Origin of the sequence: Thalassolituus sp. LLYu03, from assembly GCF_050507655.1 — a bacterium.
Taxonomy (GTDB): domain Bacteria; phylum Pseudomonadota; class Gammaproteobacteria; order Pseudomonadales; family Oceanobacteraceae; genus Venatoribacter.
The window spans coordinates 4102115-4121479 of the sequence record NZ_CP191496.1; the positions used below are offsets into that span (position 1 = coordinate 4102115).

Below are 19365 nucleotides of genomic sequence, written 5' to 3' on the forward strand. Positions count from 1 at the left end.
TGTTAGGGCCTGAGCCCGTTGAACGTCTGCCCGCCGGAATAAAGCTCCGCTGGGTCAGAACCTGTGCTGCCTTACAGGCGCAGGCCGCCGTCGACTTCCACCATGCGGCCTGACATATAGTCGTTTTCCAGCAGAAACTGCAGCGCGTGGGCAATTTCGTCGGCCGCGCCCATGCGCTGCAGCGGAATTTGCCGTGTCATTTTTTCCAGCGCTTCGGGTTTCATGTGCGAGGTCATATCGGTGGCAATAAAACCGGGGGCAATGCCATTCACGCGGATCTGATGACGCGCCAGTTCTTTCGCCCACACCACGGTCATGGCGGCCAGTCCGGCTTTGGCGGCCGAGTAGTTCGACTGCCCCATATTGCCGGCCATGGAAATACTGCAGATATTCACAATGCTGCCGCCGCGACCGCTGTTCACCATGTGGGTGGCGGCTGCGCGGGTGCAGAGAAACGGCGCGGTTAAATTCACGTCGATCACCGTCTGCCACTGACTCAGGCTGAGGCGGTCGGTCACTTCGCCGTCGCGCGCTTTTAATAACAGGCCGTCGCGCAATACGCCGGCGTTATTCACCAGTCCGTCGAGCTGACCGTAATCGCTGACGATATTGGCAAACACGGATTCCACTTGATCTTCATTCGCCACATTGCACGGATACGCGGCGATGGCATGCGGGTGACCAAAGCCCGCTTTGCGCGCTGCCTGATCACACAATTCCACGGCCTCGCTCAGACGTTCGGCATTAATATCGAGCAGCGCAATGCGCGCGCCCTGTGCCGCCAGCCGGCAGGCCATGGCAAGGCCCAGTCCCTGGGCGCCGCCGGTAATGGCAATGACTGCGTTATTCAGATTCATGGTGAACTCCGTGGCCGCTTTTTCGCGGCGGTTTTTGTTGTTGGATAAACCGGTTATGGCCTTCAGCCGCGGGCCGGGGGCTTGAGTTTCAGATTCATGGGTTCCGGCCGGAATACTTCGGCCGGCATGGTGCGCAGGTCGTCGGCAATGGCCGGGGTAAACGGCAGATGCGCGAGCACGTCGCGCTCCAGATCGACCCCAGGTGCAATCTCACACAGCTCCAGTTGCGCGTCGTTGGGCCAGTTGCCGGTCAGGCGGAAGACACAACGTTCGGTAATAACCATCACGCGCTGACCTCGGCGCAACGCATAGCGGCCGTTAAAGGTGAGATGCTGTACCGCATTCACCAGCTTGCTGGTGCCATTCGCCGGTCGACAATCGACAGCGCCGTTATTCACCAGCGGCTGAATACCGCCGGCGAGAAAACTGCCGAGGAAAAACACTTCGCGGGTGTTCTGGCTGATGTTGATAAAACCGCCGGCGCCGGCCAGCCGGTTACCAAAACGGCTGACGTTCACGTTGCCGTGGGCGTCGGCTTCGGCCAGTCCGAGGAACGCCTGATCGAGACCGCCGCCGTCGTAAAAATCGAACTGCGCGGGTTGGTCGACCACTGCTTCGGCATTAGCTACGGCGCCAAAACTCAGACCGCCGGCCGGCAGGCCACCGATGCCACCGGGCTCGATGGTGAGGGTCAGGCGGTTGAGCATTTTTTCTTCCGCCGCGACCCTGGCCACACTTTCCGGCATGCCGATGCCGAGGTTCACCACCGCGTTATCGCGCAATTCCAGCGCGGCGCGGCGGGCAATGACTTTGCGGATGCTGAGTTCGTCGGCGGGCAGATGATCGGGCACACGCACGTCGCCGCTGTAGGCCGGGTTGTAATGTTCGGCGAAGGTCTGAAAATGCTGGTCGCCGCTGGCGAGCACTATGTGGTCAACCAGAATGCCGGGAATCACCACCTGCGACGGATGCAGGCGGTGCTGTGTGGTCAGGCGTTCGACCTGCACAATCACCTTGCCGCCGCTGTTGCGCACGGCCTGCGCCAGCGCCAGACTTTCGAGCGGCAGCGCTTCTTTTTCCATGGTGATATTGCCGCGGGCATCGGCGGTGGTGCCGCGCAGAAATGCGACGGTGATCGGAAAACTTTTATAAAACAGAAATTCTTCATCGCCGATGTAATGCAGCTGCACCAGATCTTCGGTGGTGTTGCTGTTAATACGGCCGCCGTCGTGGCGCGGGTCGACAAAGGTATGCAGCCCCACGCGACTGAGCAGGCCGGGTTTACCGGCAGCGATGTCGCGGTATAAATGGGAAATCACGCCCTGTGGCAGGTTATAGGCTTCGATCTTGCCTTCCACCGCCAGCCGGCCCAGTGCCGGCACCAGACCCCAGTGCCCGCCAATCACCCGCTTTACCAGCCCTTCGTGGGCAAAATGGTTCAGGCCTTTTTCTTTACCGTCACCCTGACCGGCGGCGTACACCAGCGTCAGGGCATTGGGTTTTTGCTCGGTGACAAAACGCTTTTCCAGCGCTAATGCCAGTTTTTCAGGAAAACCGATTCCCACAAAACCTGAGGTGGCGAGCGTGTCGCCATCCTGAATAAGCAGTGCAGCTTCCGTTGCACTGATCAGCTTCGGAAAATCCTGATCAGACACCTTATACGTACTCCGGAAATAAAAAATAAACGCCAACAGTGGCATCAGAAATTCTGGATTTCGCCCGGGTGCTATACCACCGTACTTTGGTACGACCGGCCTCCATCAATGGTGGGAGACCAGGTTATTAAACGGGATATCCGCTGCGGTTTTGGCCGGGTATTGGGGCTGGGTGTTGGGGCTGGGTGTTGGGGCTGGGTATTGTGGCTGGCTTTCAATAAAAAAATACCGGGCCATGCCCGGTATTTTTTTGTTCATAACGTCTGGGTGTTACTGACAGCTGCCTGCTAAGTACACACCGCTGCTGGTGGATTTCACCCAGGTATAAATACCCGACACCGCGCCCAGCGACTGATTACCGCCACTGGTGTAGTAGCCCATGGCGTAGTACGCACGGCCAGCCTGCTGGTGCGCCAGATTGGTGGTGTACCAGTCGGTGCAGGTTTCCGGTGTTGGTTCCGGGTCTGGCTGCGGATCCGGATCGGGTTGTGTGCCGCCCTGACAGGCCGCGGGTTGCTGCGCATACCACAGGCCCGGCTCACCTTCGGTTAAGGTCACACTGCCCCAGCTGTCGTAGGCGTAACCAATGTCCTGCTGATCGCCATTCGAGATCGCGCGCAGGCTGAAACTGCCACCGGCAGCGGCACGACCGGCGCTGATGTGCGCGGACGGACTGGCGCTGATTTCAGTACAGGTTTCCAGCGGTGCATTCGGGTCGGTCACGACAACGGTGCGGCGTACGGATTTACTGCCAGCACTGTTTTCGGCACTGTAATCGCAGTGGTATTCGCCAACGGCTGCGGTGTTAACGTCGCAGGTGGCGGTAACGCTCAGGCTGCCGTTGCTATCGCTGCAGCTGGCGCCCGGATCGGTAAAGGTATCGCCTAAATCCAGCGCCATCGGGTTGTCGCCGTTGATCACGCACACCGGTTTGCCGATGCCTGTGCCACCGCTGCCGGACTGGCGGTTAAAGAAGTCCCAGATAATATCCGGATAACTCGGGCCAACACGCACCGCCCATTTGCCGTTATTACCGAACTCACCGCCGACCCAGTAGTGACCGTGGTCTGTGTCCTGAGTATTGGGTGTGGTTTCCGGACCATTCAGGAACACGGTTTCCACCACAGAATCGGTACCTGTGGTGCCGTCCAGGGTGTAGGTGCTGTGCTTGCAGCCGTAATTATTCTGGAAATACGGTGAACAATCCTGAGTGTCGGCCAGAGCGCTGGTCGGGTTGGTAAAGCCGCTGGCGCCGAACACCTGCAGGTGGGCGTCGCGGATATTACGGCCGGCCTGAGCCAGTACGGTGCAGTCGTTTTCGTTCTGCAGCACCATTAATGGCATCACGCGGTCGCTGTCGATTTCGTTGCGCATATCGTCGGCCACGCGCGACACCGAATGAAAGGTCGCGTAACCCGGACACTGGCCACTCAATGACACGGATGCGGAATCTTCGCCATACGGCAGACCCGCCGCCGACGCTGCGGCTGTCCAGTATTCGTTATGCGCCACAGCAGCAACCACCGTCATGGCGCCGCCGGATGACAGGCCGGTAATAAAACGGCGATCGGGGTCGATGCTGTAATTGGCTTCTACTGTCTGGCCGATGCTTTTTAAATCTTCGACTTCACCGGCGCCCTGATGACGTTCGTTATCGAACCAGAAGCCCCAGCAGTTTTCGTTGCGCATGCCGTCGTATTTGGTAATAAACGGCGTGACCAGAATAAATCCGTAGCGGTCGGCGGCGGCTTTCATGCCCCAGTCGTTGAGTACATCGGTTTCTGTTTGTTTGCAGCCGTGCAGGGTCATCACCATAGGTGCCGGACTGCTGACACCATCGGGAACGTACACACTGTATTCGCGGCTTTTTGAACCACTGTAGGATTTTGCGGCAAAGGTATAGTCGGTTTGCGTGCCGGCCTGCGCCAACAGGCTGGCGCCCATCAGCAGGGCCGCGGTCTGAGACCGTAGCATTGGGTATTTCATCGTGCTGCTCCATTTTATATTTATCGGAACACTCAGAAGTGTGTCTGGTGTTTTTTCATACTAGGAAGCAGCGGCGCGGCCCACATCTTACTTTGGTAGGTTCTCGTACGGTCATATCGGGCGTTGATGTATTTGTATTTAGCCATCATCAGGACGCACCGGTGCCGCACGGGTTGGCCCCGGAAGCGAGAGGATAAGCAATTCAAAAATCAGGGGAAAACGCCGTAAAAAACGGCAGCATCAGAGCGGCATTAAAAAGGGCAAAAAGCCCCTGGCTAAGGTTGGAAGGAGAGTAACGTAAAGGCGGCCAGGGGGGCGCGACGGGCGCGAAGGCTGTGCGCCGGCGTCTGGCGCCGGCGACAGGGAGTGCCATCAGAACGCCAGTTTGGCGAACAGATGCAGACGGCTGAGTTTGCGGTCTTCAGTCAGAGCATTGCCTTCGGCTTTGGCTTTGGTGGCGGATACCACTTCAGCACCGTAGCTCAGAGGCTTGTATGGGTTGTAGACCAGGTTGGCGTGAATGGAAGAGAAGTCGCCCATGTCGATGCCATCGATTTCGCTGGTGGTCTGCGCGTAACGCAGGGTAGAACGCAGGGTGTCAGAGAACACGTGCTGGTAAGCGAGTTTGAAACCGGTCTGAGTAGACAGCTCCATTTTATCGCCAGAGAAATCGTACGCAGCAACGTCGCCGAAGTTCATATAACCACCCAGACCCTGACCGGAAATCACAGAGAATTTCAGGTTGTCGCCACCCAGATTAATACGGCCGGAGAAGCGTGCCGCCAGTGCCATGGCGGAATCGTCTTTGGTGCCGTCATCGTCGTTCAGCTGCTGTGCCAGCAGGCCGGCCGACAGGTGACCAAAGCTGGTTTTGGTGGTGTAGTTCACAACCAGATCCGGCATTACAGGGTCAACGGAGTTTTTCGGTTTTTCAGCGGCCAGATCCAGAGTGGCGTCGCCCATTTTCACACTGTAACGCACCAGTGGCTGGCGGGTAAAAATACGCGCGGCCGGGCCACCGAAATCAGCGGTTTCTGCCAGTGCACCCAGATCCATAAAGGTGGACCAGGTCTGACCAATGGTCAGATTGTTCTGCTGCAGGTACGCATGACGCAGGTTAAATACGTTCTGCGTAGCGCCGGAGTACATATCCCCTTCAATCACGGCTTTCAGATCGCCGACCGGAGTGCCGGTGCTTTTGGAGGTGAAGTTCAGGCGTGATTCCCACGCAGACATGTACAGTTCGCCTTCTTCATCCTTAGCTTCGTCGGCGTTCAGGGTCAGCAGCGCTTGTTCACGCAGACCGCCACTGGCGTCGTTTTCAGAGTTGAACAGTACGTCCATTTTGACGTAACCGCTGAAGGTGTTGGTGGTTACCACATCGTCGGCGTTGGCTGCCGCCGCGCTGAACAGTGCACCAGCAAGCACGGCAAGTGCCAGACGGTTGACCTTATTGTTATTTTGCATCTTCGTTTCCTACCCTTTCAGTTTGTTGGAATTCCGGTTCCGGTCCGATTGACAGGTGTCCGGTGGATGCAGGCGTTACCTGCGAAGCCAGTCCAATATAGGGCGGGTCGGTTTGGCGGTATCCCGTAAAATAGTAGGGCCGCACGGGTGAAAAGGATGGTATTGCCGGTTGTTGATGGGCGAATAAACCGGTCTGGCATTTTTTGCCATATTATTTGTTTTATTCATGAAGCCCCGTCGAATCGTGCGATTAATGAACGAATGTCGGGATAATTCGCAAATCATTGAAATATGGTTACGAAACTAACCTACTTTAGTAGGTGGGGAGGGTGGTAGTGTATTGCCTGCGGTTCACCGGCACGGGTAGAGTCGGGTAAATCAGGCACCAAATAACTATAAATAGCAGGTTTGCTCATGTATCAGATACTGATCGCCGACGACCACCCCTTATTCAGAACGGCCCTGCGCGGTGCGCTGGCGGAACTGAAAGACCCTTGCACCATCAGCGAGTGTGAGAATTTCGATCAGGTTCAGGAGCATTTACGCTCAGGCGATATTGACCTGCTGTTACTCGATTTAAAAATGCCCGGTAATAACGGTCTGATGGGGTTAATGCGCATCCGCAGCGAATACCCGCATCTGGCGGTGGCGGTGGTCAGTGCCAGTGAAGATGCCAGCATCATCAGCAGCATCCGCAATATGGGCGCCTCGGGTTTTATTCCCAAAGCCTCGTCGCCACTGGAAATCCGCCAGGCGGTGGAAAAGGTCTTCGCCGGTGGCGTCAGCTTCCCGGAATTCAGTCAGGTTAAATCCGAACTCACCGATAAACTGCGCCAGCTGACGCCGCAGCAATTGCGCGTGTTGCAGTTTATTGCCGAAGGGGCGCTGAACAAGCAGATTGCCTACTCACTGAACATCAAAGAAACCACGGTTAAATCCCATATCAGCGATATTTTCCGCAAGCTCAACATCAATAACCGCACACAGGCGGCGCTGATTGTTCAGGAATTGTCGATTCCGGATTGAGCGTCTGCTGCCAGTCAAACGCACGAGCCTTGAACCTTGTGCGGCTTCCTTTTTTCTTTTTTTTAACCGACCCGCAGGCGTTGATTCGCTCAGGTGTCAGCCTGCTCTTTGTCAGCCTGCTCGTTCATGTGAATGCCAATCAGCCTGACCGGCTCCGCTGAGCGCCAGAGCCCGTCTCTGGCGCTCGTGCTGGGCGTTACTCCCGCACGCCCATAATCTGATTCAGCACCGCGCGCAGCGCCATGGCTTTTACCGGCTTTTTCAGCAGCTGGTAATCCAGCGCCTGAATGGCGGCTTTTACTTCGTCGGTATAGTCGGCGGTAATCACCAGACAAGGCACATGGCTGCTCCATTGCGCCTGCAGGGCGTGCATGGCATCAAGGCCGGTGCGGCCATGGTCGAGGTGGTAATCGACAATGGCCAGTGCCGGCGTACGGCCATTCAGCAGCGCCAGCGCGTCGTCGTCGTTGAGGGCGCCCACCACCTGATAGCCCCAGTCGGACAGCAGCTCGCTCATGCCTTCGGTAATCTGACGTTCGTTGTCGATGCACAGAATTAACTGATCGGCCGAGGCGCTGACCTGAGCGGGCTGCGTACTGGTTTCGGTCGGTTGTTGTTCTGTGATCGGAATGGCCAGACTGAACACGCTGCCGCGACCGAATTCCGACTGCACCTGAATCGGGTGCTGCAGCAGTTTGCACATGCGTTGCACGATCGATAAACCGAGCCCCAGACCTTTGCCGTCGGCGTCTTTACTGGCCGGGTATTTGTGGCTTTCGACGCGGTGGAATTCTTCAAAAATCATATTCAGATCGCTGGCCGGAATGCCACGGCCGGTATCCCAGATCTGCAGGCGCACATGATTCATGCTGCGCCGTGCCCCGACCAGAATGCGGCCCTGATCGGTATAACGCAGGGCGTTGGACAACAAGTTTTGCAGGATGCGGCGCAGCAGCACAGGGTCGGATTCCACCAGTACATGGCAGTCGACAAAATGCAGGGCAATGCCTTTGCGCTGGAACAGGGGCCGGAATTCTTCGACCAGTGAACGCAGCACCTGCGACAGGCTGAATATCTGCATGTTCGGCCGCACGATATCGGCATCGAGTTTGGAAATTTCCAGCAGTTCGTTCAGCAGCGATTCCGCCGAACTGAGTGAGCGCTCCATGTTCTGCGCCACCGGCAGAATATCGCTGGCCAGTTCCGGGCAGCGGTCTGCCATCTTGTTCAGCTTGTTGATGATGGACGCCGAAAACAACGACGCGGAATTCAGCGGCTGCACCAGATCGTGGCCGGCGGCGGCAAGAAAGCGGGTTTTATTGCGGTTGGCGCGTTGCAGGTCGTCGTTCAGGGCGGTCAGTTCCTGGGTCCGCTCTTCAACCCTGTCTTCCAGAATTTCGTTGGCTTTACGCAGTTCGTCTTCGATGTTGCGGTATTCGGTGATGTCCGAATACACGGTAATGTACAGGTTGGTGGAAATCGGATTACCGGTCAGTTCAATGTAGCGGCCGTCGGCGGCGCGGCGTACATAATGCAGCGACATGCGGTGCTGCACTTCGCTCATGCGCATCTGCACCAGGGTTTCCACATCGCCTTCGCCGTAACCACCGGAGCGGGCAATGTAGCGCACCACCATTTCCGCCGACTGGCCGACGTATAAATAGCCGGACGGAAAATCGTACAGGTTGGCGAAGCGCTGGTTCCAGGCCACCAGATTGTGGTTTTCGTCGATCACGGTAATGCCCTGCACCAGACTGTGCAGCACCGAGTTGAGCAGGTCGCGGTTGAACAGCACCACTTCGCTCACTTCTTCCATGATGCTGTTCAGATTGGAAAACTGCGGCGATTTATCGTCGACCAGATTGTGCAGCAATAAATCGGAACCGCGCCGGCCCAGTACGGAACTGAGCAGACGGTCGGCGGCTTTGAGCATGGATTCGCTGACCACGCCACGGGTAATCAGGCGCCCGGTAAGCGGATTGGCGAAATCGGTAAACAGGGCATCGACCTTGGCCGGATTAATAAAGCGTTGCAGCAGGGCTTTTAAATCGTCGGTGCGGATCACATAGCGACGCGGTGCCATGCTGCGCTGGCCCGGTGAACGGTCGACAAAGCGCTGCGCCTGTTCGATGTCGCTGAAACCGGGTTTGTAGTACAGCGAAAAAATCACCAGTGCCAGCGTGTTAAAAAACAGGCTCCAAAATGTCCCGTGCACAATCGGGTTCATGTGGTCGAAGCCCAGCAGCGCCTGCGGACGCAGAAAACCCAGCCCGAACGGGCCCTGCATAAATTGCGCATCCATCCAGCCGGCGTTGGCCAGTACCGGCAGAAACAGACAATAAAACCAGATGGCAAAACCCGTGATCAGACCGGCGTACGCCCCCAGACGGTTGGCGCCCTGCCACACCAGACCAATCAGAATCGCCGGTGCCAGTTGGGCAATGGCGGTGAACGACAGCAGGCCGATTTCCGACAGGCTGTGGTACTGCGACAGCATGCGGTAATACATAAAGGCAAAGGCCATTACGATCACGATGGCGAAACGGCGGATGTTCAGTACGCGCTCTTTGATGTCGCGTGAATCCCCCTGCAGGCGCAGTTTGATCAGCAGCGGAATAATGATCTCGTTACAGATCATGGTGGCCAGCGTGATGGAGGCAATAATCACCATGGAGGTGCCGGCCGATAAACCGCCGATGTAAGCGAACAGGGCCAGCCCGGTCTGACCGAAGGCCATCGGCAGTTGCAGGGTGATGTAATTAAAGGATTCCAGCAGGTCCTGATTCAGGTACGCGGTCAGCGCCAGCGGCAGCAGGAACATATTGATCAGTAACAGGTACAGCGGAAACATCCAGCGCGCGGTTTTTAAATCCTGCTCGCTGCGGTATTCCACCACCGCCACGTGAAACTGGCGTGGCAGGGCGATGATGGCGATGCCGCCAATCAGCGCATGGGTCAGGTACACGCTCGGGTTGTCGTAGGTGGTGAGCACGTCGTGCAGATGCGCATCCGCCAGCGCCTTGCTGAACAGATCGCCAAAACCGTCGTTGAGGTAGTACACGGCAAAAATGCCGACGGCGGTCAGTGCCACCAGTTTGATTAAGGATTCAAACGCAATCGCCAGCATCATGCCCTGATGGCTTTCACTGGAGTCGACGGTGCGGGTGCCGAACAGAATGCTGAACACCGCCATCACGGCGGCGATAAACAGGGTCGGGTCGCTGTACCAGCTGAGCTGTACCGAAGTGGTTTCCGTGATCATCTGAAAGCTGCCGGACACGGCTTTCAGCTGCAGGGCGATGTAGGGCACGATGCCGAGAATACAGAGCAGTGAAATCAGAATCGCCAGTCCACGGCTGTGGCCGTAGCGCGCCGAAATAAAGTCGGAAATGGTGGTGCTGTTTTCGGCGCGGGCGATCTGAATGATGCGGTCGAGGATTTTCCAGCCGAGCAGCATCAGCACAATGGCGCCCAGATACGTGGGCGCCAGCAGCCAGCCGTGGCGCACGGTTTGTTCGACCGTGCCGTAGAACGCCCAGGTGGTGCAGAAGATGGCCAGCGTCAGGCTGTACACATAAGGTTGCCACGCCGGCCGGCGCAGGCGGTCACCCCAGATGGCCAGCACAAACAGAAAGCCAACATAGGTCAGCGAGATCAGACCGACCAGCCAGATACTGCTCAGGTAATCCATGGGTGTCCCTCAGGCCCTGCCGGGCGGTGTTTGCCCGTGTGGGCTGCTTTATTGTTGTTATCGGAAGCGGCAGCGGCGGTGCCGACGGTTTGCGCTTCGTCTGCCGATCATATCCCAGTGGTGTATGGCCGTCTGTTACCAGAGGTAAATATGCCGGGAATGTCGGCAGAAGGTCAGTGTATGGCAGCGGCAGACTGTGCGAAACCTACTTTAGTAGGTGCTGAAATTGCCCTGAATTCACTTCATTTCTGATTTCCCTACCAAAGAAGGATGGAGTGAAAAATGCCCGGTTATATAGTTTTTTTAATCCCGGGCGGCGGTGAATTTCCGTCCGGATTAAAAGGACAAAAATAAAATCCGGAGACCGTTATGAATAAGATGATCAAACCTCTGCTGGCAGCCTCTGCCCTGGTGCTGTGCACGGCAGCGGCCGACGCCAAACCTGTTCTGCTGAAAACCCCGATTGCTTTTGGTTCTAACCTGCCGGCACTGGGCACACCGATTACCTGGGTGTCTGAGCAACTGCCTCTGGTATCCGGCGGCGATGTAAAAATGAAAATCTACGAGCCGGGTAAACTGGTTGCTCCGCTGGAAATTCTGGATGCCGTGTCCAGTGGCAAAGTGAACTCAGGTTACTCCATTGCCGGTTACTGGGCAGGCAAGATGCCGGCCGCAGCGATTTTCTCCACCATTCCGTTTGGTCCTGAAGCGCCGGAGTTCATGGCGTGGATGTACTACGGCAACGGTCTGAAGCTGTACCAGAAAATGTACGACGACGCCGGTTACAACGTGCACGTTGAGCCTTGCGCCCTGATCAGCCCGGAAACCTCTGGCTGGTTTAAAAAGCCGGTGAAAAGTGCCGACGACCTGAAAGGCCTGAACATGCGCTTCTACGGTCTGGGTGGTGAAGTGATGCAGAAACTGGGTGTGTCTACGTCGCTGCTGCCGGGTGGTGAAATCTTCGGTGCGCTGGAAAAAGGCGCGATCGATGCCACTGAATTCTCGCAGCCAGCCATCGACGAAAAACTGGGCTTCTACAAAGTCGCCAAGTTCAACTACTTCCCGGGCTGGCACCAGCAGGCAACCATGTTCGAACTGCTGATCAACAAAGACACCTGGGGTGACATGTCCGATGCGCAGCGTGCGCAGGTGTCCATGACCTGTAAAGCATCCGTTGCCAACTCGGTGGCTGAGTCTGAATACATTCAGTTCGACGCCATGAAAAAGAACGTGGAAGAACGTGGTGTAGAAATCAACACCTGGCCAAAAGAAATGATGGATAAATTCCGTGCGGCCTGGGAAGAAGTGGTTCAGGAACAGCGTAAAGACCCGACTTTCGCTGTGGTGTATGACGACCTGAAAAACTTCCGTGACAACTACAAAATCTGGTCAAGCCGCGCCTTTATTGCCCGCGACTGATTTCTGACCGACACCGGCACAGATTCCTGTGCCGGCTTTTTGCATTTAACCGGGAAATACTATGAATAATGATCTCCGGCCACAGTTGACCGTGCCGCTGGCGGATGCGGTCGACCGCGTGTTGCGTAAAGGCAGCGAATATCTGTCCTGGATTTACGCGATTCTGATCGCAGTCATTCTGCTGCAGGTTACCCTGCGCCGCGGCTTCAGTGCCGGTCTGATTGCGCTGGAAGAACTGCAATGGCACCTGTACGCCATTGGTGTTCTGTTTGGTGTTATTTACGCACAGGCGACCAACAGCCATGTGCGTGTTGATGTGCTGCAGGCCCGCTTTTCAGCGCGGGCAAAAAGTCTGGCGGAAATCGCCGGCATCCTGATTCTGGCGCTGCCCTTTCTGGTGGTGGTGTTTATTCACAGCCTCGACTTTGTCGCAGAATCCTGGCGTATCAGCGAACGTTCGCTGGCACCGGCCGGTCTGCCATGGCGCTGGCTGATCAAATCCATGATTCCTGTTTCGGTTGGTCTGATGATGCTGGCGTTTGCGAACCAGCTGCTGCGCGAGACGGTGTTGCTGATGCGGGGAAACCAGCATGGAAATTAATGAAATTCTGATTGTGGCGATGTTCGCCAGTTTTATTCTGCTGCTGTTCACCGGCTTCCCGATTGCCTGGGTACTGGGCGGTGTCGGCACTCTGTTTGCCGCTCTGGCGTACCTGAGCGATATGTATCTGGATACCATGATAGGTATCGATTTTAACTCCATTGGTCTGGTGGTCAGTCGTATCTATAAGATCATGGACAACTGGATTCTGGTGGCGCTGCCCATGTTCATTTTCATGGGCAATATGCTGGATAAATCCGGTGCCGCTGAAAACCTGATGCAGTCCTTTCAGGAGCTGTTCGGCCGCGTGCGCGGTGGCCTGGCCATTACCGTGATTTTGATCGGTATTATTCTGGCGGCGTCCACCGGTATTGTCGGCGCGTCTGTGGTGCTGCTCGGCGTGATGTCGCTGCCGGCCATGATGAAACAGGGCTACTGCAAAACTGTGGCTGTGGGCACGGTGGCCAGCGCCGGTACGCTGGGTATTCTGATTCCGCCAAGCATTATGCTGGTGATCATGGCCGATCAGCTGGCCCTGTCGGTGGGCGACCTGTTTATGGGCGCGGTTATTCCGGGCCTGCTGCTGGGTGTGCTGTACATTGTCTATGTGCTGGGCTGGGGGGTTATCCGTCCGGAATCCATGCCGCTGGCCGAGAACGTAAAACCCGTGACCTGGCGCGTGTGGGTTAATGTACTGCGTTCCGTACTGCCGACCCTGCTGATGATCATTGCTGTGCTGGGCAGTATTTTTACCGGTATGGCGACGCCGACCGAAGCCTCTGCTGTGGGCGCGGCGGCGGCGATTGTGCTGGCCTGGTACAACGGCCGCCTGAGCCTGAAGGTGGTGCGCGAGTGTCTGCACAATACCTTCAGTGTCAGTGGTTATATTTTTGCCATCTTTATCGGCGCCACCATGTTTGCTCTGGTGCTGCGTGAGCTGGGTGGTGATGAATACATTGAATCTTTCCTGACGTCTCTGCCATTTGGTCCGTACGGCATTATTCTGTTCGTGCTGGGCATCGTGTTCCTGCTCGGCTTCGTGCTCGACTGGATTGAAATTACCCTGATTGTGCTGCCGCTGGTGGCGCCTGTGGTGAATGCGCTGGAAATTTCCATCAATGGTTACGGTGTGATCGACCAGCCGGTGCTGGTGTGGTTTGTGATGCTGGTGGCGGTAACGCTGCAGACGTCCTTCCTGACGCCGCCGGTGGGCTTTGCGCTGTTTTATCTGAAAGGTGTGTGTCCGCCGGAGATTACGCTGGGCACCATTTACCGTGGCGTTATTCCCTTCATCGTGCTGCAGCTGATCGGCCTGACGTTGCTGATTCTGTTCCCGGCACTGGTGAACTGGTTCCCGGCCATGGTCTACGGTCAGTAACGGTCATCACCATAAGTGGTTGAGCGTGTGAGTGAAACAGGCCGGCGATCCCGGCCTGTTTTTTTGCTGAGAAATGACCCGTACATTCCATAGAAAGCCTCTGCTTTATGTCTGACGTCTGAATCGTATAAGGAGTTTTTATGCCTGTGTATGCACTGAATTTGTTTGATGTGAGCAACCGCGATGAGTATCTGGCCTACGCCCGCCGTTCGGTCAGTGAAGTGACGGCGCACGGTGGCCGGGTGATTGCGCTGGGTAAATTCCGCGAAGCGGTACAGGGCGATATGACACCGCGCTCGGTGCTGATTCTGGTGGAATGGCGCTCGCCTGAAGCCTTCTATCATTACCGCAACGATCCGGCGCTGGCTGATCTGCATCCGCACCGCGAGCAGGGCACGCAGAATTACATCTGGCATTTATTCGACCGCCTCGACGACCTGCGCCCGATTCTGCAAGCCGCGCAGTAATGCAGCCGTCGGCTGAAACTCCTGTATTGACTCAGTAGTCAATGCCATAGAGTATGCCGCGCAGGTTAAAGGAAGAGCCTGCGCGGTGCTGATCGCGGCTGCTCTTTCTGTGCTGCCTCTCACCTCATAATGATAAGGATTTTCTGTGCTGATTCGCTTTTTCACGGCGTTGCCTGCTGCTCTGTTACTGACCGCTTGTATGGGTGACAACGGGGATTACATCCCGACCGATCTTACCCTGACAGAAGTGCCTCTGGTTTATGACGGCAGCGGCGACACCTTTTTAGATAACGGACCAAAACTCGCCAGCATTATCCGTAGTCAGCAGGATCTTGACGGATTAATGGCCAATTATCCGTACTCCCCGGCCGCCTCCGTTAATTTTGCCAGCAAGCAGGCCTTGCTGGTGTACTTCCCGTCACATACTGCCGGCCTGGGTATGGTGGTCGACAGTCTGAAGCAATACGACGGCTACGCTGTGGTGAATATTCACTACACCCATCTTGCCAATCATTGTGTGGTAAATACGGTGATCGAAGGGCCGCAATTGCAGTTGTTCAGTTTGCCGACGCTCGTGCCTGTGTACATTCAGGAACAGGCAGTGGTCGTCGAATGTGAATAATCAGTCTGCGAATGCCGGCAATCGTTCTGTGCTGGTTGCGGTTGTTCTGATGCTGGGGTTGAGTGGCTGGGCAGGGCTTCAGGGGATTCGTTTCGAGGCGTTTAATTTTATCGGCGCGGCGATTTACCTGTTGTGCGCATACGGGGTGTATCGCCGCAATACGTTCGCCCGTTATGTTTCTTATGCGGTGCTCGCATTGCACGGCGCCATCACTTGTCTGGTTATGGCGTCGGCCCTGAATCTTACTACTGCGGCCACTGCTGCAGATGCCGGTGCGCCCCAGGTGTTCAGGCTTAAGGTCGATGTTTATGATGTCATGTTGCGTGAGAGCCTGCTGCTGGCGGTGATCGTGCTGACGGCTATCTTGCTCTGGGCGTCTGCGCGGTCAACGGCCCGGAATCTTCCCTGATCGGGCCGTATCGTTTTATTCAATAAACGCCGTCTGCGACGCGGTCAGTGACGACAGGCGGATATGCCAGTGCTCCATGGCTTTGCGGCTGTAAACAAAATGGCCGCTCAGGGATTTCATTGGCTCGATGCTGGAAACCGGTGTGCCGTTCAGAATCATCAATGCCAGACGTGAGGCGGTCACGCCTTCCTGATACGCCGACACGGTAAAGCCACCGGCGGCTTTATGGTCGCCGACAAAAATATCCCACAGCGAAAAAATCGGCACCGGCGCCGTGGCCCAGGCTTCGGCCATCAGTTCGTCGGGTTTGGCGTACTGGCCGTCGTGATCATAAATGGTGTGGTGGGTGCCAATAATAATGGCGTCTGTGCCGGCGTCGGCGGCACTGGCGATGGCGTGCAGCCATTGCTCGCGCGAGTTGGTCATCAGCACATCCACCTGCGTGCCATGAATGGTGCGCGAGCGCGTATCACCGAAATATTCACCAATGGCGTTGTTCATGGTCGGCGAGTCGTCGGTGAGAATTAAAAAGCGCTGATCGTGGCGCAGCACTTTGCGCATATGGCGCACGTTCTGTTCAAAGAAAGGCCGCTCCAGCACACCGGTAATCAGCGGATGGTGCAGCGCCTGCGGGTACTGGCTTTCGCCGCCGTTTACCCCAAGAAAGACCACCGGAATATTCATATCGGCGACGCGGGTGGCCATCAGCGAAAAGGCGTTGTCGTCGCCAATCACCACCAGATCGGGCTTGTTGCGGGCGATGCGGCCGGCGATGTCATCGGCTTTTTGTGGCCACTCACTTTTCGGCAGATGTTTGGTGTCCATGGAGTAGGCGGTCAGTTCGCAGCGTTCGCCCATTTCGTCCTGCAGCGCCTGCAGATACTGGGCATCCCAGTTGTATTCCGGGTGATAGCTCTGGATCACGCTGACCTGATACGGCGGGCCGGCCAGCGCGGGTGCCGGCAGCAGACCGGCTGTCGCCAGCAGCGTCACAGTCAATGTCACAACAAACGCTGAACAAACAGACCGCAGGCCGGTACACACTGCCTGAAGCTGGCGTCTGAAAGAAAGTCGGTGGTGCATGCTTATTATCCTTATTCACGCCAGTGGGGTGGCCGCACTTTGGTTGGCTTTTGCTGAGTCGCTGGTACTGAGCCGCTGGTTCTGGGCCGCGGGTATGAGTGGCAGGTACTCACGGCGAGTTAATCACGCGCCCCCGGCGCTCTGTATCCTGATTTAGTAGGTGAGCAGGGGGTGACATCGGCCGTTGTTGCCCGCACGGCCGGCCAGCGCTGTCGTTATCCCTTACTGTGTATTGCAAGCGGTGAGGGGCAGGACTACCGTGTCGGGCATTCCGCGGCGGTGTGTGCCGCTGCGGCTTGTCCGCAATGAGTTGTGTAAGAAGAGGAGCTGTTTATGTCTGAGCGTTTTGAGAAAGGTCTGGGCGTGCGTCGCGCTGTGATGGGCGATGAGTTTGTCGACAAGGCTCTGAACAATGCCACAGCATTTACCCAGCCATTGCAGAAGCTGGTGAGTGAGTTCTGCTGGGGCGATGTGTGGGGCCGCGAGGGCTTGTCGAAACGCGACCGCAGCCTGATTAACATCGCCATGATTTCGGTGCTCAACCGTCAGCAGGAGCTGGCCGGCCATGTACGCGGCGCTATTAATAATGGTGTGACGCCGGAAGAGATCCGCGAAGTGCTGCTGCAGGTGATGGTGTACGCGGGCGCGCCGGCGGCCATCGATTCGTTCCGCACTGCGTCGGCCATGCTGACCGAGCTGGGCATTGATCTGAACGCGCTCTCGGCTGACTGAATAAGCACGGCCAGCACGGGGTTTTGGGCGGGCGAGAGTAATACGTCCGTCTCAGAAAGTTGGCGTAGTGTCCGCCGGGGCAGATGTCATTTTCTGCCAATCTGCACGGATGCCGGACCCCGTTGACCAATGCTGTTTTTTTCACCATTGGTCAGACCTGTTCAATTGGCTAGGGAAAAATTCTTTTTCAGATCAGCCATTTAGGCGAAAGGTGTGGTCTGTGACCCGCGTCACGCCGCGGCATGGGGGGATTCTGACCCATTTTGCTGTCGTCTTTTTTTAACAAAAGTCTGCTTCCTTCGGAGGCCTGCCTGTTGCGACGAAGGTCGAACGCATGTATAAAACGCGCGTTTGAAAACCTTCCAGTGGACTAAACGAGCCAAAAGCCACCACTGACAGGCGCTCATCGGCGCCGATCTACAACCGATTTTTTCCTACAGGCGAAATCAAATGGCAACAAACAAGGTAGATGTCCTGCTTGTTGGCGGCGGTGTCATGAGTGCCACTCTGGGTACACTGCTGAGCAAGCTTGATCCTTCCCTCCGACTGACGATGGTAGAGCGCCTGGATCATGTCGCGCATGAGAGCACCGATGGGTGGAACAATGCGGGCACTGGTCACGCGGGCTACTGCGAACTCAATTACACTCCGGAAAATGCTCAGGGCGAGGTTGAAATCAACCGCGCACTCGCGATCAATGCGAACTTTGAAGTGTCCCTGCAGCTGTGGAGCTCCCTGATTGCCACCGGCGATCTGCCTGTTCCGTCGAACTTCATCAACCCGACTCCGCACATGAGTTTTGTCTGGGGTGAGAAGAACGTTGCCTTCCTGCGCGAGCGTCATGAAAAACTGTCCGCGCATCATCTGTTCAAAGACATGGAATACAGCGAAGACCACGAAGTTCTGCGCCAGTGGATGCCACTGGTGATGGAAAACCGTGGCGCTGACGACAAAGTAGCTGCCACCCGAGTAGCCTACGGCAGCGACGTTGATTTCGGTTCCCTGACCCGCAACCTGGTGGCTTCCCTGCAGAAGTCTGAGCAGTTCGACCTGCTGCTGAGCCACGAAGTCGCCAACCTCGAACAAACCAAAGATGGCCGTTGGGATGTGCGTCTGAAAAACCGCGTATCCGGTAAGTCGGTTGCCATCAACGCCGGTTTCGTCTTCCTCGGTGCTGGCGGCGGCGCGCTGCCGCTGCTGCAGAAATCCGGCATTCCGGAAAGCAATGGCTACGGCGGTTTCCCGGTATCCGGCCAGTGGCTGGTGTGTCAGGATGAAGCGACCGTCAAACGCCATTACGCCAAGGTGTACGGCAAGGCCGCCATCGGTGCGCCACCTATGTCCGTTCCGCACCTGGATACCCGCATCATCAATGGTAAGCCGGCCCTGCTGTTCGGCCCTTACGCGGGTTTTACCACTAAATTCCTGAAAGAAGGTTCCAAACTGGACCTGATCAAGTCTGTGCGTGTAAACAACCTGCTGCCGATGATGGACGTGGGTGTGAACAACATGGATCTGACCAAATACCTGATCGGCGAAGTGATGCAGTCACACGAAGACCGTGTGAAATCCCTGCGTGAATACTTCCCGGGCGCTGATGCCGGCAAGTGGACTCTGGCCCACGCCGGTCAGCGTGTACAGATCATCAAGAAAGACGCCAGCGGTCGTGGCAAGCTCGAGTTCGGTACTGAACTGGTGGCTTCTCAGGACGGTTCTCTGGCGGCTCTGCTGGGTGCCTCTCCGGGCGCCTCTGTGGCTGCTCAGGCCATGATTGAAGTGATTGAGCGCTGCTTCAAAGATCGCATGGACGGCGGCTGGAATGCACGTCTGAAAGAACTGGTGCCGTCGTACGGCGAGTCTCTGGTGAATGATGCCGACCTGCTGGGTCGTATCCGCCCGAACACGCTGAGCACCCTTGGTTTGCTGCGCGCTTAAGCGCAGCGGCCTGGCCGAAGAATCAAGATAACTAACT

Annotated in this window: 15 protein-coding genes; 9 read left to right on the forward strand and 6 right to left on the reverse strand. The window is 56.6% G+C overall.

Annotation, left to right across the window (positions count from 1 at the left end; all coding sequences use genetic code 11):
- Positions 1–71: 71 nt before the first annotated feature.
- The 4 genes from ACQUQU_RS18290 to ACQUQU_RS18305 form a co-directional block, all read right to left on the reverse strand.
- Positions 72–857, reverse strand: coding sequence for an SDR family oxidoreductase (locus tag ACQUQU_RS18290; RefSeq protein WP_430461151.1), 786 nt, complete (start codon positions 855–857; stop codon positions 72–74).
- A gap of 62 nt (positions 858–919) precedes the next feature.
- Positions 920–2512: an acyl CoA:acetate/3-ketoacid CoA transferase gene (locus ACQUQU_RS18295; protein ID WP_430461152.1), complete on the reverse strand. Its 1593-nt coding sequence runs from the start codon at positions 2510–2512 to the stop codon at positions 920–922.
- Positions 2513–2782: 270 nt separating this feature from the next.
- Positions 2783–4486 carry an extracellular catalytic domain type 1 short-chain-length polyhydroxyalkanoate depolymerase gene (locus tag ACQUQU_RS18300; protein ID WP_430461153.1) on the reverse strand — a complete coding sequence of 568 codons (1704 nt, stop codon included), beginning with the start codon at positions 4484–4486 and terminating at the stop codon, positions 2783–2785.
- Between the two features lie 384 nt (positions 4487–4870).
- Positions 4871–5965, reverse strand: coding sequence for a DcaP family trimeric outer membrane transporter (locus tag ACQUQU_RS18305; RefSeq protein WP_430461154.1), 1095 nt, complete (start codon positions 5963–5965; stop codon positions 4871–4873).
- 414 nt (positions 5966–6379) lie between these two features.
- On the opposite strand from ACQUQU_RS18305, the gene ACQUQU_RS18310 reads away from it, so the two are divergent.
- Positions 6380–6991 carry a response regulator gene (locus ACQUQU_RS18310; protein ID WP_430461155.1) on the forward strand — a complete coding sequence of 204 codons (612 nt, stop codon included), beginning with the start codon at positions 6380–6382 and terminating at the stop codon, positions 6989–6991.
- A 196-nt stretch (positions 6992–7187) separates the two neighbouring features.
- Here the strand turns inward: ACQUQU_RS18310 and ACQUQU_RS18315 are convergent, their stop codons facing one another.
- On the reverse strand, positions 7188–10682 hold the full coding sequence (locus ACQUQU_RS18315) for a PAS domain-containing hybrid sensor histidine kinase/response regulator (protein ID WP_430461156.1): 3495 nt from the start codon (positions 10680–10682) through the stop codon (positions 7188–7190).
- Positions 10683–11051: 369 nt separating this feature from the next.
- On the opposite strand from ACQUQU_RS18315, the gene ACQUQU_RS18320 reads away from it, so the two are divergent.
- The 6 genes from ACQUQU_RS18320 to ACQUQU_RS18345 all read left to right on the forward strand — a co-directional run bounded on the left by ACQUQU_RS18320 (position 11052) and on the right by ACQUQU_RS18345 (position 15578).
- Complete coding sequence (locus ACQUQU_RS18320; RefSeq protein ID WP_430461157.1) at positions 11052–12101, forward strand: TRAP transporter substrate-binding protein; 1050 nt, start codon at positions 11052–11054, stop codon at positions 12099–12101.
- A gap of 61 nt (positions 12102–12162) precedes the next feature.
- The gene (locus tag ACQUQU_RS18325; protein WP_430461158.1) at positions 12163–12702 is read left to right on the forward strand and encodes a TRAP transporter small permease subunit; all 540 of its coding nucleotides are present in this window, start codon (positions 12163–12165) and stop codon (positions 12700–12702) included.
- A complete protein-coding gene (locus tag ACQUQU_RS18330; protein ID WP_430461159.1) occupies positions 12692–14080 on the forward strand; it encodes a TRAP transporter large permease in 1389 nt (462 codons plus the stop codon). The genes ACQUQU_RS18325 and ACQUQU_RS18330 overlap by 11 nt, the downstream gene beginning before the upstream one ends.
- 140 nt (positions 14081–14220) lie before the next feature.
- On the forward strand, positions 14221–14547 hold the full coding sequence (locus tag ACQUQU_RS18335; RefSeq protein WP_430461160.1) for a DUF1330 domain-containing protein: 327 nt from the start codon (positions 14221–14223) through the stop codon (positions 14545–14547).
- A 145-nt stretch (positions 14548–14692) separates the two neighbouring features.
- Positions 14693–15169, forward strand: coding sequence for a hypothetical protein (locus tag ACQUQU_RS18340; protein ID WP_430461161.1), 477 nt, complete (start codon positions 14693–14695; stop codon positions 15167–15169).
- The gene (locus tag ACQUQU_RS18345) at positions 15162–15578 is read left to right on the forward strand and encodes a hypothetical protein (RefSeq protein WP_430461162.1); all 417 of its coding nucleotides are present in this window, start codon (positions 15162–15164) and stop codon (positions 15576–15578) included. Before ACQUQU_RS18340 ends, ACQUQU_RS18345 begins: the two co-directional genes overlap by 8 nt.
- 15 nt (positions 15579–15593) lie before the next feature.
- Here the strand turns inward: ACQUQU_RS18345 and ACQUQU_RS18350 are convergent, their stop codons facing one another.
- Positions 15594–16583: an ABC transporter substrate-binding protein gene (locus ACQUQU_RS18350; RefSeq protein WP_430461163.1), complete on the reverse strand. Its 990-nt coding sequence runs from the start codon at positions 16581–16583 to the stop codon at positions 15594–15596.
- 411 nt (positions 16584–16994) lie between these two features.
- Between ACQUQU_RS18350 and ACQUQU_RS18355 the strand changes: the two genes are divergently transcribed.
- Positions 16995–17393 carry a carboxymuconolactone decarboxylase family protein gene (locus tag ACQUQU_RS18355; RefSeq protein ID WP_430461164.1) on the forward strand — a complete coding sequence of 133 codons (399 nt, stop codon included), beginning with the start codon at positions 16995–16997 and terminating at the stop codon, positions 17391–17393.
- A gap of 450 nt (positions 17394–17843) precedes the next feature.
- Positions 17844–19328, forward strand: coding sequence for a malate dehydrogenase (quinone) (gene mqo / locus ACQUQU_RS18360; protein ID WP_430461165.1), 1485 nt, complete (start codon positions 17844–17846; stop codon positions 19326–19328).
- The last annotated feature ends 37 nt before the right edge of the window (positions 19329–19365 follow it).